This window comes from Dietzia aurantiaca (genome assembly GCF_021033825.1).
In the GTDB taxonomy this organism is placed as follows: domain Bacteria; phylum Actinomycetota; class Actinomycetes; order Mycobacteriales; family Mycobacteriaceae; genus Dietzia; species Dietzia aurantiaca.
In genome coordinates this window covers 152,825-176,086 of the sequence record NZ_JAIFXZ010000005.1, presented here as the reverse complement: position 1 = coordinate 176,086, position 23,262 = coordinate 152,825, and the positions used below count along the sequence as shown (strand labels likewise).

Below are 23,262 nucleotides of genomic sequence, written 5' to 3'. Positions count from 1 at the left end.
GTCGGGTTCAGGCACGGTGAATCCAGGTGTCCTTTCCACCGCCTCCACTCGAGGCGTTGACCACCATCGTGCCCGCCGGGGCCACTCGTGTCATGGCCACCGGAGGGGCCGACGCGTGGATCTCGCCGGTCGGCCCGTTGCGCAGCATGACGAACGCGCGCATGTCCACGTGCCGCCGCTGCAGGTCGCGCCCGTCGAACGTCGGCAGAGTCGACAGCGCCTGCACCTCCTGCGCCACGAACCGCTCGCCGTGGCGCCGCAATTCGGCCCGTCGCTCGTCCAACTCCCGCGGCGAGCACTCCGGGCCCACCGTGATGTCGGAGCCGCCGTAGCCGTCGATCGGTTTGACCACCAGCTCGTCCAGCCGGTCCAGAACCTGCTCCAACTGCGGCGGGTCCGCACACAGGAACGTGTCGACCTGGCCGATCAGCGGCTTCTCGCCCAGGTAGAAGTCGATGATCGACGGCACCAGCGCGTAGATCGCCTTGTCGTCCGCCGCCCCGTTGCCGGGGGCGTTGACCATCGCGACGGTGCCGTCCGAGATCGCGCCGAGCAGCCCGCGCCGCAGGACCGTCCCGTCCGCGCCCGAGGAGGAGAGAAGTGCCTCTTCGTCCATCCGGACGTAGAGGACGTCAACGCCGATGCGCTCGTCGTCGTTGTCGTCGTCGACCCTCCACAGTCGTCCGTCGTCACCGACCAGATCCCGCGGGGTCACCACCGCACCGCCCACGGCCTCGGCCGCGTGGATCAGGTCGTGCGCGATGAGCTCGTCGGGCGCCACCACCACGGCGATCGACGGGTCCCCCACACCCTCGGGCGCCGCGGCCTGGAGAGTCTCCCGCAGCATGCCCAGCCCCTCGGCCGGGTCGTGGATCTCCCCGCGCGCACCGAACTCCGGGTACGCCTCGAGGATGCGCTCACGCAGCGTCACCGCCATGGCCAACCCGCCCGGCATCCGCAGATTGTCCTCCAGGACCACCCACTCGCCCGAGCCCGTCGACACCAGGTCCACACCGCTCACCGCCGCACGCATCGTCCCCGCCGGCACGGCCCGGCCCGTCTTCCGGTAACCCGGGGCGCGATCCAGCGCGTCCTGCGGCACGATCCCGGCGCTGACGATCTCACCGTCGCCGTAGATGTCCCGCAGGAACATCTCCAGCGCCCGGCCGCGCTGCTCGATCCCCGCCGAGATCCGCCCCCACTGATCGGCCGGCACGATCCGCGGCACCGGGTCCAACGGGAACACCTGCGGCTCCGGCTCGCCGTACACCTTGAGCGTCACGCCGCGGTCCCGGAGCTCCTCGTCGACCTGCTTCTTGCGCTCGCGGACCGTCGCCGCGCCCAGGTCCGAGACGGCCTTGAGCACGTCCACGTACTGCGGCCGCGGGGCGCCGTCCTCGGTGATCGCCTCGTCGTGGACCTCCTCCGTCACCGCCTCGCCCAGCGGGGAGTACGCGTCGAGCATCGAGCGCATCCCGCCGTCGTCGGCCGTGGCGCGCGGCCTGATCCTGCCCACCGTCTCGGCGAGCAGCACCGCGACCACGTCGGCGCGGCGACCCCTGCGGCGGTGCGCCGCGCGCTGCCGGGCGGCCGACGAGCCCGCCCCCAGCACGCCGTCGACCAGGTCGTCGACGAGGCCGCGCTCGCCGGTCGCGTCGAGCTGGCCGGACAGCGACTCCACCAGCGCCACGCACACGTCCCCCGCTGGCAGCGGCTGACCCGTTCCCGGATCCACGAGGTCGCCCTCGAGCCCGGACCGGGCCGCGCGCCAGAACGCGGCCGCGAGCACGGCCGGGGTGGGGTCGACCCAGGCGTTCTCGGGCTCGGCGAGCACCCGGTCCACCAACGCCCGGAACAGGGCCGCCACCAGCACGATCGTGTCCACGGTGCTGCACGAGTCGCACAGCCGCAGCTCCACCCCGGATCCGTCGGCGGACGGACGGATATCCGCGTCGATCAGGCCGCGGTCGGCCACCACGCCCGTGGCGACCAGCGCGTCCTCCGACTCCAGCACGCCGCCCGCGGTGTCCGTGCGGAACGCCGACACGTGCGCGGGCGACCACCGGGCCTCGAACGACCGCACCGAGGCGTACCCCGAGTCGCTTCCGTCCGCCCGGAACGGCGATCCCGCGGCCAGCGCCAGCAACGCCGGCGCGTGCGGGACCACCCGGCGGGCCACGAACTGCGCCTCGTCGGCGTCCGCGACCTCGACCGTAACCACGAAGCGCGCCGAGGCGCGGGTGCGGAACTCGTGGCCGGGAGCGGTCCCCGGCTCATCGGGATCCGGGGCCAGCTCCACTCCCGGTGAGCCGAGCGCACCCGCGGCGACGATGCCCGTACGCAGGCCGTTCGCCACCTCCGCCAGCTGCGTCCGCCGCTCGCGGATCGCCGCACCGAGATCCTCGAGCGTGGCGTGCCCGCCGCAGTCGCTGGCCACCAACGCCCCGTGGCGGGCAGCGCGTACCCGATCATCACCGGCCTCGGCGATCACCTCCGCCGCACGCCGTGCCGGCAACTTCGTCCGCAGGTCGACCAGATGCAGCTCTTCCTCGACCATGATCCGTCGCGATCCGTCTGTCATGGCGCCGACGGTAGGACAGCATCCGCGGGTCCGCACCCGCACGGCCGGCGGGCAGGGGTTCGCGTGCCGGCGAGCGCGTTTCGACGGGCCTGGCGCGCGCGGTTCAGCGAGCCTGGCGGCCGGGGTCAGCTCATCGGCGGGGCCTGCGGGTCAGCGGGCCTTCCAGACCGGGGCCCGCTTCTCGGCGAACGCGCGCGGCCCCTCGGCGGCGTCCTCGGAGGTCATGACGTTGATCATCTCGGTGTCGCTGATGCGCCACTTCTCGACCTCGCCCGGCCGGGCACCGTCCCGGATCCCCAGCGCTACCCGCTTGCTCGCCTGCACGGCCAGCGGGGCGTTGGTGGCGATCACCTCGGCCAGCTCGAGTGCGGCATCGAGCAGCTGGTCGGCGGGGACGACGCGGTTGATCAGGTGCAACTCATGCGCCCGCGCGGCCGTGATCGGCTCACCGGTGAGCATCATCTCCATCGCCACGCGGTGCGGCAGCTGCTCCGGCAGCCGGAACGCGCCACCGGCCGCCGCGACGAGGCCACGCTTGACCTCGGGCAGCCCGAACTTCGCGCGATCGGCGGCCACGATCAGGTCACTGGCCAGCGCGATCTCGCAACCCCCGCCCAGGGCCGTGCCGTTGACGGCCGCGATGATCGGGACGGACACGTAGTGCTGCATCATCCCGGCGAACCCCCACTGGCGGTTCTCGGCGGGGAAGATGTCCTCGCCACGGGAGATCGCCTTGAGGTCCGCGCCCGCACAGAACGACTGCTCACCGGCGCCGGTCAGCACCACGACGCGGAGCTCGGGATCGGTGTCGGCCTCGTGCAGCGCGTTGCCCAGCAGAGTGCTCACCTCGCCGTTCACGGCGTTGCGGGCCTCGGGGCGGTCGATCGTGACGAGCAGGACGTTGCCGCGGCGCTCACTGCGGACGGCGGGGCGGGTCTCGGTATCGGTCATGCGCCCAGTCTGACCCGAGGCGGCTCCGGTCCGCAGGGGCTCGTGCGATTCCGCGGCATTGCCGGCTGTGGCCGGACGCAGCCGGAGGCAGCCGGACGCGTCAGCGGCGGCCGGACGCCGGGCGGTCTGCCAGCACAACCGACCCCGGATACGCTGCCTCGCTGACTTACGATGCCCCTTTGCTCACTTTCGACCCACTTGCGCTGCGAGAATGGTGCATTCCAGGCGCATAAGTCACAGACCCAGCGCATCTGCCGTGAGATGCACTGGCCCCCTGCCGGCCAGGCCTGCCAGCCAAGCCGAAGCCACAGCTCCAGCCGAGCCGAGCCGAGCCGAGCCGGGCCTGACCCCACCGAGCCGAGCCCCGTGACGATCACCCCCGACGGGGATTCTCGCGGCCGTTTCGGATATATTTGATTTCAACTATCGGCTTCGCGCCCTCGACGGTGCTTCTCTCCTGAAAAGAGGTGGCGGACTTGACCCCCACTCGACTCGCACAACGTCCCCAGCTCTCGGAGGAGGTCGCCGACCACGTCCGGACCCGGATCATGAGTGGCGAGGTGCGGCCGGGCGACTTCATCCGGCTCGACGAGACCGCCGCCGGCCTCGGCGTGAGCGTGACCCCTGTCCGCGAGGCGCTGCTCACCCTACGCGGCGAGGGCCTGGTGGACCTGGTCCCCCGCCGCGGCTACCTGGTTTCGCCCATGAGCCGGCAGGACATCGAGGACATCTTCTGGCTGCAGGCCGAGCTGTCGAAGCGCATCATCGATCGGGCGATTCTCCGCTACGAGGCCGAGACCCTCGAGCACCACTCCCATCTCATCGACGACTTCGAGGCCGCATCCGCCGCCGGGGACACCGACGGGGTCGTTCGCGCGCAGTACGCGATCCACCGCTCGATCAACCGGGTCTCCTGCTCGGACAAGCTCTCCCGTTTCCTCGGCAATGCCGCCCGCTACATGCCGTACCGCCTCTACGCCCAGGACCCGGAGTGGCGGGCCAACGCGCTCGAGGACAACCGCCGGATGCTCGAGGCGCTGCGCGCGGGAGACGTCGACGCGGCCCACGCCGTGGTGGATGACGAGTTCTCCGCCGGCGCCCAGCTCCTCGTCGAGCACCTCGACAGGGCCGGTGTCTGGGACGAAGCCCGCGAGCCGGAGGCCGCCGCGCAGGCCTGAGGCCGGGCCGCCCGAGCTGGTGGCGGACCCGAGGCGGGCGGGCGAACCTCGTCGTCGATCTCTCCACCTCGACCAGCCGCCGGCATCACACCAGGGATCGGCCCGTCCGCAGCCGCCACCGCAGGTCGAGGATGAGCAGCCGGTAGCTGATCGTCCGGATCGACTCCGGCAGCATGGAGTTGAGCCAGGCCGTCACGGCGAGGAACGTCTCGAACCGCCGCTGGTCCCGCGGGCTCCACGGAAGGCCGATCGCGTCGCGGAACTCGCGGTGCAGGAAGCCGGAGGTCACCCACTTGTTGATCCGCCCGAACAGGGCGTTGGCGGGCTGGGGCAGCATCCGCAGCTCCGACAGCCCGATCAGGTGCCTGCGGACCGGCTCGTCGAAACGGATCCGGTCCAGGCCCTCGCGCCAGTAGCCGTCGAACTCGGCGCGGGTGGCCGGCCACTGCTCCGGGCGCACCTGCAGGGTCGTGCCCAGGGTCTGGGCCGAGGCGTAGAAGTCCTCCCGGTCCGAGTCGTCCATCGGGCCGTGCAGCCATTCGAAGACGTCCTCGAACCCGATGTAGAGGCAGGCCGCGACCCACATCTGCAGCTTGGGGTCCATCGCGCTGTACCTGACCCGACTCTCGGGAGTGGAGTGCACGAGGCGGTGCACGCGGTCGACGGCCTCCCGGTACAGGCGCTTGTCCTCGTCGGTGCCGAGCGTGGCCACCGCCAGGTACTGGAACGTGGTCCGCGCCCGCTTGAAGGGCCGCTTGTACACGTTGCCGGTGTCCACACGGCTCTCGCGCACGCCCCAGCCCACCTCGGGCCAGGACAGCTGCATGATCACGTTGGCCACACCACTGGCGGCGCCGAGCGAATCGATCGCATCGGTGATCTGCGGCGGCCGCGCCCGGGTGACCGGCGGCGCGGGGTTGCGGTGCAGCTCGTCGAGCATGGGAGGTTCTCCTTCTGGGTCTGGCCCGCCCGTCCGGCGGGTGCGTGGATCGTGACGGCCCGCAGTGCCGCGGGTCAGGCGAGCTGGGCGTCCTCGAGCAGCCACCGGTCGCCGTCGCGGACGACGGTCACGACCATGCGACTGGAGTCGACCCGCCCGTCGGGGACGGTGACGTTGGTGACCTCCTGGTCGAGGAACACCAGGACGACGGCGGTGTCTCCGTCGAGGCTCTCCACCGCGGCGTGGGTGACGGTCCCTGTCGAGGTGCCCTCACCGCTGGCCAGCAGTTCGCGTAGCCCCTCGGAGACCTCGCGGTAGCGGTCCGCGAAGCCCGGGGTCGCCTCGGCCACGACCGCATCGAGGTTCTGGTCGACGTCGGTGTGGTCGTAGGTGGCCAGCTGGATCACCAGCCGTGTGGCGTCATCCGCGGCGGACTGACGCAGCGCGTCCTGCCGCTGGTCCTGCCAGAGCAGATAACCGAGCACACCGACCGCGACCAGCAGCACGACGATCACCAGTCCCGCGATCGCCCGACCCGCGCGGGGCTTCGTCCTCGTGTTCTCCGGGCCCGCGGCCTCGTTGTCAACCGCCATTGCTCTGCAGTCCTTCCATCATCGTCGCCCAGTACGCGGCGATCTCCTTGCCGGTGGGGATGATCGCCGGGTCCTCGGCCATGTCCGGTCCGATCCGGGTGCCGGGTTCGGTCGCCCCGGCCAGACCCTCGTCGTTCGGTCGGGGCGCCGCCCGCGACCCGCGCTGTTCGAGGTCCTCGGCGGGCGGGCAGTACAGCCGCAGGTTCGGCTCCCGCCATGACTCGTCGTGGATATCGCGCGGCTCATACGGGTAGACGCACACCGGCCCCTGGGTGGCGACCAGCTGGAAGTCGGCCCGGCCGTCGCGCACCGTGCCCGCGAGCGCCCGCAGGCCGCGCTCGCCCTGCGTCAGTCCGGCCTCCCAGGCCGGCCCGCGATCGCGGAACACCGGAGTCACAACCAGGGTGTTGGCCAGCAGGCCGGCAGCGTTCTCCCGATTGGCGTCCAGCAGTTGCTGCGCCCGCAGCATCGCCTCGGGCGAGCGGTCGAGAAGGTGGACGAGGGTGTCCTCGCGACGGGCCAGCTGCCCCGTCACGTCCCGGGCCACCGTCGCGGCCCCCGAGATCGGGGCGTCCCGCTCGGCGAGTGCACGCACGGTGACCAACCCGTCGTCGACGAGCCCCCGCAGGGTCGGGGCGGTGTCGGCGAGCATCGCGGTCAGGGTCGCGGTGTCCTCGATGATCGCCCCGAGTCGATCACCGTTGCCCTCGAGCGCCTCGGCATTGCTGTCACCGATCGTGGCCAGGGACTCCGGATCGAGCGCCAGCAGGGAGGTCTCGATGTCCGCGATGAGATTCTCCAGCTTCGCCGGCTGATCCTCCGGCCGGACAAGCAGCGTATCCCCGTCCTGCAGGTACGGCCCGGCGTCGTCGGCCGGGCGCACGTCGAGCCGGTTGTCACCGAGCGCGGTGCTCGTGACGACCCGCGCAGGCGAATCGACCGGGATCTGCGTCCCGTCGAGGATGCGCAGCCGGAGCTCGACCCCACCCGAACCGTCCAGGATCGCGTCCTGGATCACGCCCACGTCCACGCCGCGATACGTGACCCGCACGCCTGGCCCCATCCCGCGGGCATCCTCCATGTGCGCCACCACCCGGAAACCGCGAGAGACGTCCGCGTCCTCGGTGATGTAGCGGACGCCGAAGGCGATCGCGACGACGGAGATGATCGCGAAGAGCACCGCCTGCGCGGCGATATGGCGGTTCACGGGGTGCCTCCCATGCGGGCCTCGCCACCGGTGCCGAGTGAATCCAGCGAGCCGGGAAGGTCGAGGGCACCGTCGAACATCATGTGGTCGCCGCGAATCGCCTCGTCGAACAGGACGACGAAACGCTGCAGCGCGTCCAGCGTCGGGGCCACCTCCCCGCCGAAACCCTCCATGTCCTGCAGGAGGAGGTTCAGGGTGGACAGCGAGGGAGCGATCCGTCCGTCGGTACCCGTGGTGAACTCCTCGACCTGCACCGTCAGCGCGGCGGTGGTGTCCATGAGCGCGAGGATCGTCTCGCGGCTGGCCGCGGCCTCGGAGACGAGGTCAGCCGAGACCTGCATGCCGCGGTCGATGAGGTCCCGCCGGGCCGCCAGCGCGGAGTTGACCCGGTCGAGAGCGACGATCGTGCGATCGATGTCGTCGCGGTGTAGTTCGTAGAGTTCGAGCGCGCGGTCGCCCCGGTCGCGGATACGGGCGATCTCGTCGCCGCGCCCGTCGAGCGCGATCGTGAGCTCCTCCATCACCGTGCCCAGCTGGTCGATACCGCTGCCGTTGAGCAGCAGGCCGAGCGACGCCAGGCTCGACTCCAGGTCGGGCCCCACGCCGGTGCGGGCGAGCGGGAGGAGCCGGGTGTCCTCGAGGAGCTCCGTCGACCGGTCGCCCCGCGGCGGCGTGAGCGCGATGAACGGGCTACCCAGGGCGGTGGGCAGGCGGATCTCGGCGAACACATCTGCCGGCACGCCGGAGTCGCCCTCGAGCCGCACGCCGATCACGGCATCGGAGCCGTCGGCGTCGACGGAACGGACGCGCCCGACGAGGCTCTCCCCGTAGCGGACCTCGGCGCCGGGGGCGAGCCGGTCGGCCCGCTCGAAACGCATCTCTACGTCTGCAGAGTCGCTGCCGGTGTCCATGCCCAGTGGCCACGCCTGGAGCGAGAGCCGCGGCGAGTTGAGGGCGATCACCGTCGCCGCCACGAGCAGCAACACCCCCACGAGCACGACGACCCCGCGCACCAGGTGCGGTCCGGTCCTGGTCTCACGCATGCTCATCCACCCCCCGTGATCCGTTCGAATGCGCCGACCAGCCCGATCGGATCGCTCTGTTCCACGGGAAACATCAGCGGGTTGGTCAGCCCGGCGCCGGTGCAGAGCGGCAGCGGTTCGCGGGCACACAGCTCGCGGCCGCGCGCGAAGTGCGTGATGTTGGACGAGACGTTGAGCCGGATCCGGGCGCGACCGTCCGTCCCGACGCCCATCGCGAGGTTCTCCATCATGACCGGGTACAGGTCGAGGAACTCGGCGAAGTCCTCGCGGTGCTCGGCGTACATCGCGGTGACCTCACGGGTCGCGTCGGTGGTGGCGGTGATGTCCTCGCCGCGCTCGGCGACGATCGTGTCCAGCTGGTCGAGGATCACGCGCAGATCGTCGGCCGGGGCGGCCACGTCGATCTGGTCCTGCCGGATCTGTCGGCCGAGGTCGTCGAGTCCCAGGACGAGGTCCCGCATGGTCTGGTCGCGCCCCCCGGCGGCGTCCATGAGCACGGCGAGTTCGGTGATGATCGCGTCGAGGTCCTCGGCGCGGTCGCCGCCCACGGCCGAGACCGTGGACAGGTTCCGGATCGCCCGGTTCAGGGTGCGGCCGCGCCCGTCGAGCGCCTCGGCGCCCCGGTCGAGGCCCTCGGCCATCTCCTCGGCGCCGGGCGCGAACGCCGAACTCAGCGTGTCGAGGCTGGAGACGAACTCGTCGAAGTCGAGCGGGGCACGGGTGCGGTCCGCCGGGATGGTGCCGCCCTCCCCGAACGTGGGCCCGCCCTGGTACGCCGGGGTCAGCTCGACGAACCGGTCCGCGATGACCGCCGGGTTCATGACCAGCGCGCCGACGTCCTCGGGCAGCTCGGTGCCGGGGTCGAGCGTGAGGTGGACGCGCACGACGTCGCCCATCGGTTCGACCTTCTCGACCAGCCCCACCTCGACGCCGACGATGCGCACCTGGGAGCCGACGTAGACGCCGTCGGCCGAGGCGAAGTCCGCCGAGAGGCGGACGCGATCGTCGGTGCGCGCACCGGACAGGAGGTAGATGAGGACGACGACGGCGACGACGACGACCGTCAGCACGGTAAGGACTCGTGTACGTGTCAGTTGCATCCGTCCATCACCCCCAGTGCACAGAGCGCGGAGTCCGGGATCGGCCCGGTGGGCGTCGCGACGTCGGTCCACGGGCCGTTTCCGGACGCGTCGGTGACGGCGCGGAGGCCGGGCGGCATGCGAGTGAGGACCTCGTCCATCACCTCGATGTTGCGCTGATAGGTCTCACTGATCGAGCGCATGTTCACCAGCAGCTGGTTCACGTCGTCGGACTCCTCCTCGAGCAGTGCGCTGACCCGGACGGCCAGCTCCTCCAGCGAGGCGACCATCGCGCTGAGGGCCTCGCGGCGCTGGGTGAGCACGGTGACCAGCACGAGCGACTGGTCGGTGAGTGCGTTGATGCTCTGCTCCTGGGACACCAGCACCCCGGTGAGTTCGCGGGTCGTGGCGATCACCCGGGACATGCGGTCGTCGTCGCGAGCCATCAGGCCGAGCGCGGCGGAGATGTCGTCGATCGCCTCGCCGGTCGCCTCGGCGTCCTGGGGCAGGATGCTGTCCAGGTTGTCGATGAGTGCGCTCACCGCGTCGACGTCGATCCCGTCGGCGAGCTCGGTCACCGCGCCGCCCATGTCATCGATCATGTAGGGCGATGTGGTCCGGGCGACCCCGATGCGCCTGTCCGACCCCAGGTCGCCACCGCCGGCGGGGACCACCTCGAGGAAACGGTTGCCGAGAATCGACTTGAGGCCGACCGTCGCGGTGCTGGCCTCGCCGAGGTCCTGCCCGCGGTCGAGGCGGAACCCCACCACGGCCAGGCCGCCGTCGGTCGACAGCGAGTCCACCCGGCCGCTCGGCACCCCGGCCACCAGGACCGGGTCGCCGGCCCGGAGGCCACCGGCGTTGTGGAACTCGGCCGAGTAGTACTCGGTGCGCAATACGTACCAGAGACGGGGAAGCGCCATACTGGCCGCGAACAGGGCGATGACCAGCAGAATCGACGCGGCACCGACCAGCACGGTGTTCCCACGACGCTCGTGGCGCGGGTCGCGGAACAGATCCAGCAGGCTCTCCCGGACGAGGGTGAGGGGTCTCATCGGCAGGCCTCCGAGTTCCGGTAGCCGAACAGGCTGGCCTCCCAGTCGCCCTGCTTCACCGTGAAGTTGCACATGTAGAGCGAGAGGAACCCGCCCTTCTGACCGATGGTGTTGACCTCGCGGGCGAACACCGGGGCCTGCCGCAGCGCGGCATCGAACGCGGGGGAGTGGGGGATCCAGCCATCAGTGGTGTGGCGGGCCGCCTCGATGCTCGCCCGCAGGTCGGCGTCGGTCTCGTCCAGCATCGCGGCGAGCGTCGCCACGGAGCTGCCGCCGCGGTCGAGGAGTAGCGCCAGCTCCCGGCCGTCCCCGTCGGCGAGAGCGCCGGCGACCGTGTCGAGGCCGCGGATGAGGTCCTGCAGGTCCGCCCCTCGGTCGACGAGCGTGGAATTGAGCTCCTCGATGTTGTCGGCCAGACGGACGTACACGTCTTCGCGGCCCACGATGTCCCGGCTCAGCAGCGCGAGCCGCGCGAGTAGGACGTCCATCGCCCCGGGCTCGCCCTGGAACGCGGCCACGACTGTGGTCGACAGGGTGTTGACCTCCTCCGGGCTCACCGCCTCGAACAGCGGCTTGAACCCGTTGACCAGCGCGGTCAGATCCACCGGGTCAGTGGTCGCGGACAACGGGATCACGGAGTCCTCGGCGAGCTCGGCCGCGCCGCCCACCGCCGGCGCCCCGTCCGCGGTGGGGTCCAGCGACAGGTACCGGATCCCCAGCATGTCGCCGTAACGGACCGACGCCTGTGCACCGTCGGTGACCGGGTGCGAGCGCTCGACCTCGAAGTCGACCACCGCGATCACCTCGCCGTCCGGCCCGATCTCGCGCTTGACGCCCAGCACCTGACCCACGCGCACGCCGGCCACCGTGACCTCCGAGCCGTCGCCCAGGCCACCGACGTCGGTGAACTCAGCGCTGTAGGAGCGGGCGCCCCAGCCCACGGGAACGCGCAGCGTGTTGACCACGAGAATGGTGCACAGCACACCGATCAGGCAGTAGGCGAACAGTTTCAGGGCGGGCCACAGGCCCTTGCGTGAGGTCATCGGATCGCCACCTCGGCCCCCCGGACGAGAGGGCCCAGCATCGTCCACGCGGCGGCCGCCGGGTCCGCGGCCGGATCGGCGGGCGGCGGCACCGGCGTGCCGGGCTCCGTCGCCGCGGCTGCCTGGAGTTCGCGGAGGACCTCGCGCTCGCCGGCGGCGTTGACCGTGAGCCCGGGATCGTGCTCGGTCGTGGGCGCGCCGGTACACGTCGACCCGGCCAGGCCGGGGTGGCGAGGGCAGTCCTGCGGGCCGTAGGGCATCGGGTCGGCGAACGACGGCACGGCGGTGATGTTGAACCGCCCGGTGGAGAACGCGGCCGCGCCGGCCTCGCCCATCGGCCGCATCGCGTAGAGGGTGTTGATCACCCCGTGTGGATTGCGTGCGGTGTGGTCGAACACCACCCCGGTGTCGCTCACGAGCCGGATCGCACCGGGGACGGTCCGGTCCGCCATGACCGCGCCCGACCCGGCGGCCGCGAGCCCGGCGTCGAGTAGTCGGCGCAGCGAACCCGGCCGGTCGAGGACGATCTGCGACAACCGCGTGGCCTCCTGCAGTGTCTCGAGGATCTGCGGCGTCGCGCCGGCCAGGTCCTCGGCGAGTGCGGCCAGTGCGGGCGAGGCCGCGGCGGCGTTCTCCAGCGCCGGCGCCAGTTCGGCACCGGCACGGTCAGCGTCCTCGATTGTGCGACCCAGCATCTCGCCGCGGCCGTCCAGCGCGCGGGCGAGCGCGGTGAGCGTGATCTGCATCTTCTCCGGCTCGATCGCGACCAGCAGGTCGCTCGCGCGGGTGAACACGTCGTAGAGCAGCACCGCCTCATCGGAACCGTCGGCCGGGATCTGCTCGCCGTCGGTCACCGTGGCGCCGGTCGAGAAGGCTCGCGGGGTGGCGCCTTCCGGCACCGGAGGCGACACCAGATCCAGCCGGATGTCCCCGAACAGCGTCCGCGGCACGGCCCGCACCAGCACGTTCGAGGGAATGCGGTCGGCGAATTCGTCGCCGATGAGCATCTCGATGCGGGTGCCGGGCTCGGCGACGTCGTCGTCATAATTCTTGTCGTTGGCTGCAGCGCCTCCGCCGGCGGCCCGGCCGTCGACGAGGGCACCGCCCCTGGCCCCCTCCGACGCCCGGACGTCGCCCACCTTCACTCCCAGGTGGTAGACCGGCGCGTTCACCGCGATCCGGCCCGCGTCGGCCGGCAGCACCGACCACACTCTGGTCCCGGTGTCGAACATCCCCGCCCCGCGGCCCACGAGCAGGACCCCGACCACCACCGCCACGATCGTGAACACCACGCCGCGCAGGATCAACGTCCTCTGCGGGGTCGGCCCCGCCACACGCCGCCTCACGTGATCCCCAGCGCCGGCACCTCGGGCACCAGGCCCCAGAGCGCGAAGGTCAGGACGATGTCGAGGAAGCCGATCGCCAGGATGGACGTCCGCAGCGCCCGTCCCGCCGCGCGGCCGACCCCCTCCGGACCGCCGGTGGCGTAGTAGCCGTAGCTGCAGTGCACCAGCACGATCACCGCCGCGAACACCACCGCCTTGACGAGCGAATAGAGCACGTCCTCGGGGCCGAGCGTGATGCTGAAGAAGTGGTCGTACGTGCCGGCCGAGCCGCCGTTGACATAGACGACCACCACCCGGGTGGCGATGTAGGTGGCGACCAGGCCGATCGCGTACAGCGGCACGATGCAGATCATCGTGGCGATCAGGCGCGTGCCCGCCAGATACGGGATCGTGGGCACGGACATGGAGTCGAGCGCGTCGATCTCATCCGAGATCCGCATAGAGCCGAGTCTCGCGGTGAAGCCCGTGCCGACCTTCGCCGCGAGCGCGATCGAGGCCACCACCGGCGCGAGCTCGCGCGTGTTGGCCATCGCCGAGAGCATCCCCGACAGGGTGGTCATGCCGATCAGGTCGAGGCCGCGGTAGGTCTCGACGCCGACCATGATCGCCGCGACCGCCGACATCGCCAGCACGATCCCCACCGTGCCGCCGCCGGCGACCAGCGACTTGGAACCGAAGCCCACGTCCACGACCTCGCGGACGACCTGACCGCGGTAGCGTACGAGCGCCGTGGGCAGGGACACCAGGACCTTGCCCGCAAACGTCACATGCCGGCCGACCTCGGCCATCGCCGTGCCGACACGGCCCACGCGCCCGGCCACGCGCGTCGCGCGTGCACGCTGCCACGCCGTGGTCTGCGCTACCCCGAATCCCCCCATGGCCCCCGCGCCCCTCTAGTACTTTCCGACCGAGGGCACCACGAGACCGTAGACCGCGGAGAAGACCGTGTTGATGACGAAGACAGTGACGAACGCCAACACGACCGTCTCGTTGACCGCGTCCGCGACACCACTCGAGCCCCCGCTCGCGTGCAGCCCCTTGAACGTGGCGATGAGTGCGGAGACGATCGCGAAGGCGATCGACTTGACCATCGCCATCCACAGATCGGACGGTCGGCCATACGCGCTCAACGTCTGTAGGAACGCGCCGGCCGACTCCCCCTGGCCGTACACCTGGTAGATCAGGCAGGCGACCACGCCCATGGCGGTGACCAACGCACACATCACCACCGCCACCAGGATCGTGGCGATCACCCGCGGCACGACCAGCCGCTCCACCACGTCGAGTCCCATGACCTCCATCGCCTCGACCTCCTCGCGGATGGTCCGCGACCCCAGGTCCGCGCAGATCGCCGAACCCCCGACCCCGGCGAGCATGAGCGCACACACCAGAGCCGAGGCCTGGCCCACCACCACGAACGCCACCACGGCCCCCGCATAACCGGCCGCCCCCAGTCGGCCGGCCATCTCCCCCACCGACACCGCGACGAGCACGCCCACCGGCAGCATGAGCAGCAGTGCCGGGATCGAGCAGACGCGCGCGATGAACAGTGCCTGGTCACGGGTCTCGGTCAACGAGAGCCGTCCGCGCGCCACCGTCTTCACGCACTCCAGCAGCGTGAACACCGAGAACCCGACGAGCGAGCCGACCTGGCCTGACAGGTCGGTGACCGGGCCGCGGCCGGTGGGCAGGTGGAAGGTCATGGGTCTACGACCGGATCAGACGCCGACGGTGCCGTGATCGGACCGGAGCGTGCCCTTGACGACCTTGCCGCTGGCGTTGCGGGGCAGCTCGTCGATGACCACCAGGTGCTTGGGGAGCTTGAAGCCGGCGAGCTTGTCGCGCAGCCACTCGGTGAGCTCCTCCAGGCGCAGGTCCGGGCCCTCCGAGTCGTTGAGCGCGACCACCGCGACCGGGACCTCGCCCCACTTGTCGTCCTTGCGGCCGATCACGGCGACCTCACGGATGCGCTCGTGGCCGGCGATGACGTTCTCCACCTCGGCGCAGTAGATGTTCTCGCCGCCGGAGATCAGCATGTCCTTCTTGCGGTCCACCACGTAGACGAAGCCCTCGGGATCCATGCGGACCAGGTCGCCGGAGTGGAACCAGCCGCCGTCGAAGGCCTCGGCGGTCTCGGCCGGCTTGTTCCAGTAGCCGGACATGGTGGTGGGGCCGCGGTAGACGATCTCCCCGACCTCGCCGGGGGCGACGGGCTCACCGAAGCCGTCTACGACCCGGGCCTGGATCGTGGGGATGACCTTGCCGACGGAGCCGAGTTTGCGGATCGCGTCGTCGCCGTCGAGGGCGCAGGTGATGGGGCTCATCTCGGTCTGGCCGAAGACAGCGCAGTTGAGGGCGTCCGGGAACGTCTCCGACATCGCGCGCAGGATCGTGTCGGTCGACGGCGCGGCGCCCCAGGAGATGTTGCGCAGGACCAGGTTCCTCGGGCGGGCCTGCTGCTCGGCGCAGACGGCCTGCCACTGCACCGGCACCAGGAAGATGCTGGTGATCTGCTCCGCCTCGAGTGTGTCGAGGAGTGCGGCCGGGTCGAACGCCTGCAGCGGGTGGATCACGGTGGTCCCGCCGAGCTGGAGGCTCGGGGCGATCGAGCCGAGCGCCGCGATGTGGAACATCGGGGCGGCGCACAGCGCCCGCCCCTCCTCGTCGAAGAGGCGGAACACGCGGATGCAGGTGAGCGCCTGGGCCGTCATGTTCTCGTAGGAGAGCATCGCGCCCTTGGGTCGGCCCGTGGTGCCGGAGGTGTACATGATCAGCGAGGTCGCGTCCTCGGGGACGTCGACCGGCTCGTGGGGCGCGCCCTCCTCGGCGATCGCGTCCGCGTAGGTGGTCTGGGCGTCCACACCGCGCTCGCCCCCGATCACGATGTGCTCACCCGGCTCCTCGCCCTGGGCGCGGATGGCGCCGACCAGCGGGGCGAGCATGGCGTCGGTGACGACGACCTTCGGCGTGCAGTCGCTGACCAGGTAGGCGAGCTCGCCCGGGGTGAGCCGGAAGTTCACCGGCACCGCGATGGCGCCGAGTTCGTTGATGCCCAGAACCGCCTCGATGAACTCGGGGTTGTTGAGCGTGATGAGCATGACCCGGTCGCCCTTGCCGACCCCGCGTCGCGCGAGCGCGTCGGCGAAGCGACCGCTGCGCTCGTCCAGCTGCTTCCACGTGGTGGTCTGGCCCATGAACCGCAGGGCCTCCCCGTCGGGGTTCATCTCGGCGTGGGTGCCCACCCACGTGTTCCAGGTGTTGCGCCGGGCGGCGTGGAGGTCCGCGATGGGGTCCGTGGCGGTGGTCATGGTCTCGGCCTTTCGTCGGTGCGGTGGGAGGACGGAACGGTCGTGCGGTCAGGAGAAGTCGGGGCGTCGTTTCTCGAGGATCGAGGAGACGCCCTCGGCGAAGTCGGCGGACACCAGCAGCTCGCACTGGCCCTCGTGCTCGCGGGCCAGTGCGGCGTCGAGTTCGGCCAGGGTCGCGCCGGTAACGGAGCGCTTGGTCAGCTCCAGGGCGCGGCGCGGGCCGCGGGCCAGGCGGCGGGCGACCTTGGTGGCCGCGGCGCGCAGGTCCGCGGCGGGCAGCACCTCGACGGCCAGCCCGACGTCTTTCGCCTCCGCCGCCGACACGGCGTCGCCGCGCAGGAGCATCCGGGAGGCGACCGCCCGGCCGACCGCCGCCGGCAGGAGCACGCTCGCACCGCCGTCGGGCATGAGGCCGATGTTGGTGAACGCCAGTAGCAGGTAGGCGTCGTCCGCCATGAGCATCAGGTCCGAGGCCAACGCGAGTGAGACCCCGACGCCGGCCGCCGGGCCGTTGACCGCCGCGATCACCGGCACCGGCGCGGTCAGCACCGCCCGCACGAGTGCGGCGGCACTGTCCATGGTCACCTCGGGCGTGGGGGCGTCGGCGCCGGCCTCCTTGATGGCCTGCAGATCGGCGCCGGTGGTGAAGGCGGCGCCCTCGCCGGCCAGCAGGAGGACCCGGGTGCCCGGGTCGGTGCCGTGCCGGGCGACGAGTTCGGTCAGCGCACACACGGTGGGATGGTCGAGGGCGTTCATGCGGTCGGGCCGATTGATGCTGATGGTGACCACGCCCAGGTCGTCCCGCTCGACCTTGACGGCGTCGTGTCCGGTGACGGTCATCGCGCTGCCTCCGTGGCCTCGACCATCCCGGCCAGGCGGGAGGTGATGATCTCCTCGGCCTCGCACATCATGCGGTCGACGAGTTCGGCCGCGGTGGGGATGTCGTCGATCAGGCCCTGGCATTGGCCGGCGGTCCAGATACCGGCGTCGAGATCGCCGTCCTCGAAGACCTTGCGGCCGCGGGCGCCGGCCACCAGGTGCTGGATGTCGGCGAACTCCGCCCCCTCGGCCTCCTTGGCCACGACCTCCGCGGAGATCGCGTTGGCCGCCACTCGTGCGGTGTTGCGCAGCGTGCGGAAGATGAGTTTGGTGTCGAGCTCGGTGTTGGCGACGATCTGTTGTTTGACCGCCTCGTCGACCGGGGACTCGGCGGTGCACATGAACCGGGTGCCCATGTTGGCGCCGTCCGCGCCCAGGGCCAGCGCCGCGACCATCCCCCGGGCGTCGGCGATACCGCCGGAGGCCAGGATCGGGATGGTCAGCTTGGCCGCGGCGGCCGGGATGAGGACCAGGCCCGGCACGTCGTCCTCGCCGGGGTGGCCGGCGCACTCGAAACCGTCGATCGACACCACGTCCACGCCGAGCTGCTCGGCCTTGACCGCGTGCCGCACCGAGGTGCACTTGTGGATCACCTTGATGCCGGCCTCGTGGAACACCGGCAGGTGGTCCTTCGGATTGGATCCGGCGGTCTCGACGATCTTCACGCCCGATTCCACGATCGCCTGCCGGTACTCGGCGTAGGGCGGCGGAGTGATCGCGGGCAGGATCGTCAGGTTCACGCCGAACGGCTGGTCGGTCATCTCCCGGCACCGGTCGATCTCGCGAACCAGGTCCTCCGGGGTGGGTTGCGTGAGGCCGGTGATGATGCCCAGCGCGCCGGCGTTGGACACCGCGGCCGCGAGCTCGGCGCGGCCGACCCACATCATCCCGCCCTGGACAATCGGATGACGGACCCCGAACTCCTCGGTGAAGCGGGTGCGGATCACGGCTGGACCTCCTCGTACGTGCCGCCGGAGGCGGCTGTGGAGCGCAGCGAGGCGGGCGGGGTGAACCGCTCGCCGTACTTCGCGGTGAGTTCCTCGGCGCGGGCCACGAATCCGGTCAGGCCACCGGGGTACTGGTCCATGTAGCGGGCGACGCCACCGGTCCAGCCGGGGAAGCCGATGCCGAGGATCGAGCCGACGTTGGCGTCGGTCGTGGTCTCGAGCACGCCCTCGTCCAGGCACTTGACGGTCTCGATCGCCTCGGCGAACAGCATGCGGTCGATCGCGTCCTGCAGCGGGATCTCGACGTCGCCGCCGAACGCCTCGGCCAGACCTGGCCACAGTCCGGCGCGCTTGCCGTCGGAGTACTCGTAGAACCCGGCGCCAGACGAGCGGCCCTTGCGGTCGTACTCGTCGATCATCCGGTCGAGCACCTGGTCGGCCGGGTGGGCCGGAAGCGGGGTGCCCTCGGCCTCGGCGGCCTGCCGGGTCTCGTCCCGGATCTTGCGGGGCAGGGTCAGGGTGAGCTCGTCCATCAGGGCCAGGACGGGTGCCGGGTAGCCGGCCTGCGAGGAGGCCTGCTCGATGGTCGAGGCGGGAACACCCTCGGCCAGCAGCGCCATGCCCTCGTTGGTGAAGGTACCGATCACGCGGGAGGTGAAGAAGCCACGCGAGTCGTTGACGACGATCGGGGTCTTGGAGATCGCGGCGACCAGGGCCAGGGCCCGCCCGAGGGTGTCCTCGGAAGTCTCGGCGCCCTTGATGATCTCGACCAGCGGCATCTTGTCGACGGGTGAGAAGAAGTGCAGTCCGATGAAGTCGGCCGGCCGGTCCACGCCCTTCGCGAGCAGGGTGATGGGCAGGGTCGAGGTGTTCGAGCACAGGAGTGCGTCCGGTGCGATGTGCGGTGCGATCTCCGCGAACACCTGCTCCTTGACCTTCGGGTCCTCGAACACGGCCTCGATCACGGCCTGGGCACCGGCAGCGTCCGCGGGATCGATCGTGGGCGTGATGCGGGCCAGCAGGGCGTCGCCCTTGGCCTGCGCGTTCTCCCGGGCCTGGCCCTCGGCGGCGCGGGAGACCGTCTTGGCCACGAGCTTCTCGGAGTAGCCCCTACCGCGCTCGGCGGCGGACTGGTCGATGTCCTTGAGGACCACCTCCATACCGGCCTTGGCGCAGACGTAGGCGATCGCCGCGCCCATCATGCCCGCGCCCAACACCACGACCTTGTCGATGGGAGCACGGTCGGCGGAGCCGTATTTCTTGGCCAGGCCGCCTGCCTTCTGCAGGTCGAAGAAGAACGCCCGGATCATGTTCTTGGCCGTCTGCCCGGTGGCCAGCTCGGCGAAGTAGCGGGCCTCGACCGTGGATGCGGTGTCGAAATCCAGCCCGGCACCCTCGACGGCCGCCGACATGATGGCCACCGGCGCGGGGTACGGCGCGCCCTTCAGTTGCTTGCGCAGCATCGCGGGGAAGGCGGGCAGGTTGGCCGCGAGCGCCGGGCTGGACGGGGTGCCGCCGGGCATGCGGTAACCCTTGCGGTCCCAGGGCTGGGTTGCGGCCTCCGCATTGTCTGCGTTGGCGGCGATCCACGCCTTGGCTGCCGGCACCAGATCCGCGGGGCCCGCGACGAGCTCGTCGACCAGGCCCATCTCCAGGGCCTGGCCGGGCCGCATGCGCTTGCCCTCCAGCAGCACCCCCATGAGCGCATTGGCCACGCCCAACATGCGGACAGTGCGGACGATCCCGCCGCCGCCGCCGGGCAGCAGGCCCAGGCCCACCTCGGGCAGGCCGAGCTGCACGGCCGGGGAGTCCACGACGATGCGTCGGTGCGCGGCCAGCGCGATCTCCAGGCCCCCGCCCAACGCGGCGCCGTTGATGGCGGCCACGACCGGCTTGCCCAGGGTCTCCAGGCGCCGCAGGGGGGCCTTGGCCCGCCCGACGGTTTCGATCGCCGCGTCCGCGCCGCCTGAGGGGATGGACAGGATGTCGCCGAGGTCGCCCCCGGCGAAGAAGGTCTTCTTGGCCGAGGTCAGCACGACCCCGGTGATGTCGTCGGACTCGGACTCGAGCCGGTCGACGGCGGCCTCCATGGAGGCCAGGTAGTCGGCGTTCATGGTGTTGGCGCTCTGGCCCGGGTCGTCCATGGTCAGGACGACGACGCCATCGGCGTCGCGCTCATACTGGATGGTGTTGGTGAAATCGCTGCTCATGAGAGGGTTTCTCGTCCTTGTCAGGTATGCGGCCGGCGCGGGATCTAGAGACGTTCGATGACGGTGGCGATGCCCATACCGGCGCCCACACACAGCGTGGCCAGGGCGTAACGGGCATCGCGGCGTTCGAGCTCGTCCAGCGCGGTGCCCAGGATCATCGCGCCGGTGGCGCCGAGCGGGTGGCCCATGGCGATCGCCCCGCCGTTGACGTTGATCTTCTCCATCGGCACATCGAGGTCCTTGGCGAACTTCATCGGGACCGCCGCGAACGCCTCGTTGACCTCGAACAGGTCGATGTCGCCGATCGTCAGACCCGCCTTGGCCAGCGCCTTGCGCGCGGCCGGCGTCGGTCCGGTCAGCATGATGGTCGGCTCCGAGCCGATCACGGCCGCCGAGACGATACGGGCGCGCGGGGTCAGGCCGTTGCGCTCACCGGCGGCGGCGTTGCCTATCAGCATCGCCGTGGCGCCGTCGACGATTCCCGACGAGTTACCTGCGTGGTGGACGTGGTCGATCCTCTCGACCGCGTGGTACTTCTGCAGCGCCACGGCGTCGAACCCCGCCTGCTCACCGAGCGCGGCGAACGAGGGCTTCAGGGACGCCAGGTCGTCCGCGGTGGTGCCGCGGCGGATGTGCTCGTCATGATCGAGCATGACCTGACCGGCCAGGTCCACCACGGGGACCACCGAGCGGGCGAAGCGGCCGTCGTCCCAGGCCGCGGAGGCGAGCTCCTGCGAGCGGGCGGCGAACTCGTCCACGTCACGGCGACCGAAGCCCTCGATCGTGGCGATCAGGTCGGCGCCGATGCCCTGCGGCACGAACGACGTGGAGTAGTTGACGCGCGGGTTCTGCGCCCACGCGCCACCGTCCGAGCCCATCGGTACGCGCGACATCGACTCGACGCCGCCGGCGATGACCAGGTCCTCCCAACCGGCGCGGACCTTCTGCGCGGCCAGGTTGACCGCCTCAAGCCCGGACGCGCAGAAGCGGTTCTCCTGGACGCCGGCGACGGTCTCCGGCAGCCCGGCGGCGATCGCCGCGATCCGCGGCAGCACCGCTCCCTGCTCGCCGACCGGGCCGACGATGCCCATGACCACGTCCTCGATCTGCGCGGGATCAAGGCTGGAGTTGCGCTCCACCACCGACTGCAGCACGCCGACCGCGAGATCGATCGGCGCGACACTGTGGAGCGAACCGCTGGACTTGCCCCGTCCGCGGGGCGTGCGCACCGCGTCGTAGATGAAGGCCTCGGGCACTGACATGGGTGGGAGTTCCCTTCCGCGTTTGCTTGTGGAATTCGCCGTCGCCGGAGTGACGGCTACGTAGATTCGATCACATATATCTGTGAATTGGGGTTTACTATGGCCACTGTAGCCGCTGTTGTCAAGATCACACCCCGCTTCCGACCAACCCGAGAGCCGAGCCTTCGTGACCTCCTCGCCCACGCATCCCGAGACGCCGATCGCGTCGCTCTGCGCGCCCGAAGTGGGCTCCCGACGTGCGGATATAGCGCTGGTGGCCGCCGACGAGTTCACCCGTCGCGGGTATCACTCCACGCGGGTCGAGCACATCGCCGAGCGCCTCGCGGTCACTCCCGGCGCGCTCTACCGACACGTGCCGGGGAAGTACGAGATGTTCCGCGATGCCGTCGCCACCCTGGCCCTGGCGCTCGAGGCGGCCTCCGAGTCCACGGTCGCCGCAGCCGTATCCGGCCACGACACGCCACCGACCCTCGAGGAGATGGTCGCGTCCATCACGCGCACCACGCTGGGCCACCGGTCGCGGGCGGCGCTGTATCGCTGGCAGGGGCGCTACCTCACGCCCGGGGATCGCGCCGCGGTGCTCGAGGTCGACGCCCGCGTCCGGTGCCGGCTCGCCGACGCCGTTCGGGGACGACGACGAGACGGCCACCCGGCCGGCGCGAACTCGGCAGCTGCGGCGATCCTCTCGTGTATCGCCTCGCTCGGCCACCATCGAATCGAGTTGACCGACGCCGACTCGGTCGCGCTCATGACCTCGATCGCCGATGACCTCGCGACGGTTGCCCCGCCTCGCCGCCCCGGCGGCGCCACCGGCACCGAGACCGCCGGCAGCAGCGGGAGCAGCGGCAGCAGCGGCAGCAGCGGCAGCAGCGGCAGCAGCGGCAGCAGCGGTCTGCGCTCCGGCAACGACGTCAGCAGCAGCGGCGGGAGCAGCGGTCTGCGCTCCGGCGGCGGTGGTGTTCCTCGTCTTCGCGGGGGCGCGGCGACCCGCGAAGGTGCCATCACCGCCGCGATCGCCAGGTTCCATTCGTCGGGCTACGACAGTGTGTCGATGGAGTCGATCGGCGCCGATGTCGGCGTCGCCGCGTCCGCGCTCTACCGACATTTCCCCGGTAAGTCGGCGCTGTTGACCGCTGCCGTGGACCGGACCGCCACGCTGGTGGAGGGGCTGTTGGACAGTCACGCCGCGATGAACAGTGCCGAGACCGGCCCCGCCGACGCCCTCACCGACATGCTGGACGCGTACGTGTCGATCGCGTTCTCCCACGGGCCCGACCTGATGCTCTACCACTCGGAACTGGGGGCGATCGACGCCGAGGACCGCCATCGACTGCGCCGCTCCCAACGTCGGCAGCTCGACCGGTGGGCGCGGCTCGTCCGCGACGCGGGGACGCCCGGTAGCAGCGACCCGGCGGATGCGAGTGACGACGCGACGGCCCGCGTGCGGGTCCACGCCGCCCTCGCGGTGGTTCTCGACGGCGGCCAGGGAACCGGTTTCGACCCGGCTGCCGCACCACGATTCGGTCAACTCGCCGGAACCGTGCTCCTCCCCCGTTGATCACCCACGCCGAACTCCTGACCGTCGCAACGAGAAGAGGGTTCCGCACACCATTCTCTCGGAAGTCGTGTGCGGAACGCTC

Annotated in this window: 19 protein-coding genes; 2 read left to right on the top strand and 17 right to left on the bottom strand. The window is 71.0% G+C overall.

Annotated elements, in window-relative coordinates; genetic code table 11:
- Positions 1-7: 7 nt before the first annotated feature.
- The gene (locus K3888_RS08165; RefSeq protein WP_230929755.1) at positions 8-2,581 is read right to left on the bottom strand and encodes a carboxylate--amine ligase/circularly permuted type 2 ATP-grasp protein; all 2,574 of its coding nucleotides are present in this window, start codon (positions 2,579-2,581) and stop codon (positions 8-10) included.
- 150 nt (positions 2,582-2,731) lie between these two features.
- Complete coding sequence (locus tag K3888_RS08160) at positions 2,732-3,532, bottom strand: crotonase/enoyl-CoA hydratase family protein (RefSeq protein ID WP_230929754.1); 801 nt, start codon at positions 3,530-3,532, stop codon at positions 2,732-2,734.
- A 467-nt stretch (positions 3,533-3,999) separates the two neighbouring features.
- On the opposite strand from K3888_RS08160, the gene K3888_RS08155 reads away from it, so the two are divergent.
- The gene (locus tag K3888_RS08155) at positions 4,000-4,710 is read left to right on the top strand and encodes a GntR family transcriptional regulator (RefSeq protein ID WP_230929753.1); all 711 of its coding nucleotides are present in this window, start codon (positions 4,000-4,002) and stop codon (positions 4,708-4,710) included.
- An 85-nt stretch (positions 4,711-4,795) separates the two neighbouring features.
- Here K3888_RS08155 and K3888_RS08150 read toward each other — a convergent pair whose 3' ends face one another.
- The 15 genes from K3888_RS08150 to K3888_RS08080 all read right to left on the bottom strand — a co-directional run bounded on the left by K3888_RS08150 (position 4,796) and on the right by K3888_RS08080 (position 21,622).
- Positions 4,796-5,650, bottom strand: coding sequence for an oxygenase MpaB family protein (locus tag K3888_RS08150; protein WP_230929752.1), 855 nt, complete (start codon positions 5,648-5,650; stop codon positions 4,796-4,798).
- Positions 5,651-5,724: 74 nt separating this feature from the next.
- Positions 5,725-6,243, bottom strand: a complete 519-nt coding sequence (locus tag K3888_RS08145) for an Rv1363c family protein (RefSeq protein WP_230929751.1) — start codon at positions 6,241-6,243, stop codon at positions 5,725-5,727.
- The gene (locus K3888_RS08140) at positions 6,233-7,450 is read right to left on the bottom strand and encodes an MlaD family protein (protein ID WP_230929750.1); all 1,218 of its coding nucleotides are present in this window, start codon (positions 7,448-7,450) and stop codon (positions 6,233-6,235) included. Before K3888_RS08140 ends, K3888_RS08145 begins: the two co-directional genes overlap by 11 nt.
- A complete protein-coding gene (locus K3888_RS08135) occupies positions 7,447-8,493 on the bottom strand; it encodes an MlaD family protein (protein ID WP_230929749.1) in 1,047 nt (348 codons plus the stop codon). The genes K3888_RS08140 and K3888_RS08135 overlap by 4 nt, the downstream gene beginning before the upstream one ends.
- A gap of 2 nt (positions 8,494-8,495) precedes the next feature.
- Positions 8,496-9,593, bottom strand: coding sequence for an MCE family protein (locus K3888_RS08130; RefSeq protein ID WP_230929748.1), 1,098 nt, complete (start codon positions 9,591-9,593; stop codon positions 8,496-8,498).
- Positions 9,584-10,627, bottom strand: coding sequence for an MCE family protein (locus K3888_RS08125; RefSeq protein ID WP_230929747.1), 1,044 nt, complete (start codon positions 10,625-10,627; stop codon positions 9,584-9,586). Before K3888_RS08125 ends, K3888_RS08130 begins: the two co-directional genes overlap by 10 nt.
- Positions 10,624-11,670: an MlaD family protein gene (locus tag K3888_RS08120; protein ID WP_230929746.1), complete on the bottom strand. Its 1,047-nt coding sequence runs from the start codon at positions 11,668-11,670 to the stop codon at positions 10,624-10,626. The genes K3888_RS08125 and K3888_RS08120 overlap by 4 nt, the downstream gene beginning before the upstream one ends.
- Complete coding sequence (locus tag K3888_RS08115; protein ID WP_230929745.1) at positions 11,667-12,962, bottom strand: MCE family protein; 1,296 nt, start codon at positions 12,960-12,962, stop codon at positions 11,667-11,669. The genes K3888_RS08120 and K3888_RS08115 overlap by 4 nt, the downstream gene beginning before the upstream one ends.
- Positions 12,963-13,012: 50 nt before the next feature.
- A complete protein-coding gene (locus K3888_RS08110) occupies positions 13,013-13,894 on the bottom strand; it encodes an MlaE family ABC transporter permease (RefSeq protein ID WP_372459547.1) in 882 nt (293 codons plus the stop codon).
- A gap of 15 nt (positions 13,895-13,909) precedes the next feature.
- On the bottom strand, positions 13,910-14,719 hold the full coding sequence (locus tag K3888_RS08105) for an MlaE family ABC transporter permease (protein WP_230929744.1): 810 nt from the start codon (positions 14,717-14,719) through the stop codon (positions 13,910-13,912).
- A gap of 15 nt (positions 14,720-14,734) precedes the next feature.
- Positions 14,735-16,324, bottom strand: a complete 1,590-nt coding sequence (gene fadD5, locus K3888_RS08100) for a fatty-acid--CoA ligase FadD5 (protein WP_230929743.1) — start codon at positions 16,322-16,324, stop codon at positions 14,735-14,737.
- Between the two features lie 48 nt (positions 16,325-16,372).
- Complete coding sequence (locus tag K3888_RS08095; protein ID WP_230929742.1) at positions 16,373-17,164, bottom strand: enoyl-CoA hydratase; 792 nt, start codon at positions 17,162-17,164, stop codon at positions 16,373-16,375.
- The gene (locus K3888_RS08090; protein ID WP_308281937.1) at positions 17,161-18,147 is read right to left on the bottom strand and encodes an NAD(P)H-dependent flavin oxidoreductase; all 987 of its coding nucleotides are present in this window, start codon (positions 18,145-18,147) and stop codon (positions 17,161-17,163) included. The genes K3888_RS08095 and K3888_RS08090 overlap by 4 nt, the downstream gene beginning before the upstream one ends.
- Entirely contained in the window at positions 18,147-20,360 is a 2,214-nt protein-coding gene (locus K3888_RS08085) for a 3-hydroxyacyl-CoA dehydrogenase NAD-binding domain-containing protein (RefSeq protein ID WP_230929741.1), read from the bottom strand. Before K3888_RS08085 ends, K3888_RS08090 begins: the two co-directional genes overlap by 1 nt.
- Before the next feature lie 44 nt (positions 20,361-20,404).
- Positions 20,405-21,622, bottom strand: coding sequence for an acetyl-CoA C-acetyltransferase (locus tag K3888_RS08080; RefSeq protein WP_230929740.1), 1,218 nt, complete (start codon positions 21,620-21,622; stop codon positions 20,405-20,407).
- Between the two features lie 166 nt (positions 21,623-21,788).
- On the opposite strand from K3888_RS08080, the gene K3888_RS08075 reads away from it, so the two are divergent.
- Entirely contained in the window at positions 21,789-23,180 is a 1,392-nt protein-coding gene (locus tag K3888_RS08075) for a TetR/AcrR family transcriptional regulator (RefSeq protein ID WP_230929739.1), read from the top strand.
- The last annotated feature ends 82 nt before the right edge of the window (positions 23,181-23,262 follow it).

Excerpts from the sequence above, each read along its gene's own strand:
- K3888_RS08165 (WP_230929755.1), bottom strand. The coding sequence starts at position 2,581 with ATGACAGACGGATCGCGACGGATCATGGTCGAGGAAGAGCTGCATCTG.
- K3888_RS08160 (WP_230929754.1), bottom strand. The coding sequence starts at position 3,532 with ATGACCGATACCGAGACCCGCCCCGCCGTCCGCAGTGAGCGCCGCGGC.
- K3888_RS08150 (WP_230929752.1), bottom strand. The coding sequence starts at position 5,650 with ATGCTCGACGAGCTGCACCGCAACCCCGCGCCGCCGGTCACCCGGGCG.
- K3888_RS08145 (WP_230929751.1), bottom strand. The coding sequence starts at position 6,243 with ATGGCGGTTGACAACGAGGCCGCGGGCCCGGAGAACACGAGGACGAAG.
- K3888_RS08135 (WP_230929749.1), bottom strand. The coding sequence starts at position 8,493 with ATGCGTGAGACCAGGACCGGACCGCACCTGGTGCGCGGGGTCGTCGTG.
- K3888_RS08130 (WP_230929748.1), bottom strand. The coding sequence starts at position 9,593 with ATGCAACTGACACGTACACGAGTCCTTACCGTGCTGACGGTCGTCGTC.
- K3888_RS08125 (WP_230929747.1), bottom strand. The coding sequence starts at position 10,627 with ATGAGACCCCTCACCCTCGTCCGGGAGAGCCTGCTGGATCTGTTCCGC.
- K3888_RS08120 (WP_230929746.1), bottom strand. The coding sequence starts at position 11,670 with ATGACCTCACGCAAGGGCCTGTGGCCCGCCCTGAAACTGTTCGCCTAC.
- K3888_RS08110 (WP_372459547.1), bottom strand. The coding sequence starts at position 13,894 with ATGGGGGGATTCGGGGTAGCGCAGACCACGGCGTGGCAGCGTGCACGC.
- K3888_RS08105 (WP_230929744.1), bottom strand. The coding sequence starts at position 14,719 with ATGACCTTCCACCTGCCCACCGGCCGCGGCCCGGTCACCGACCTGTCA.
- fadD5 (WP_230929743.1), bottom strand. The coding sequence starts at position 16,324 with ATGACCACCGCCACGGACCCCATCGCGGACCTCCACGCCGCCCGGCGC.
- K3888_RS08095 (WP_230929742.1), bottom strand. The coding sequence starts at position 17,164 with ATGACCGTCACCGGACACGACGCCGTCAAGGTCGAGCGGGACGACCTG.
- K3888_RS08085 (WP_230929741.1), bottom strand. The coding sequence starts at position 20,360 with ATGAGCAGCGATTTCACCAACACCATCCAGTATGAGCGCGACGCCGAT.
- K3888_RS08080 (WP_230929740.1), bottom strand. The coding sequence starts at position 21,622 with ATGTCAGTGCCCGAGGCCTTCATCTACGACGCGGTGCGCACGCCCCGC.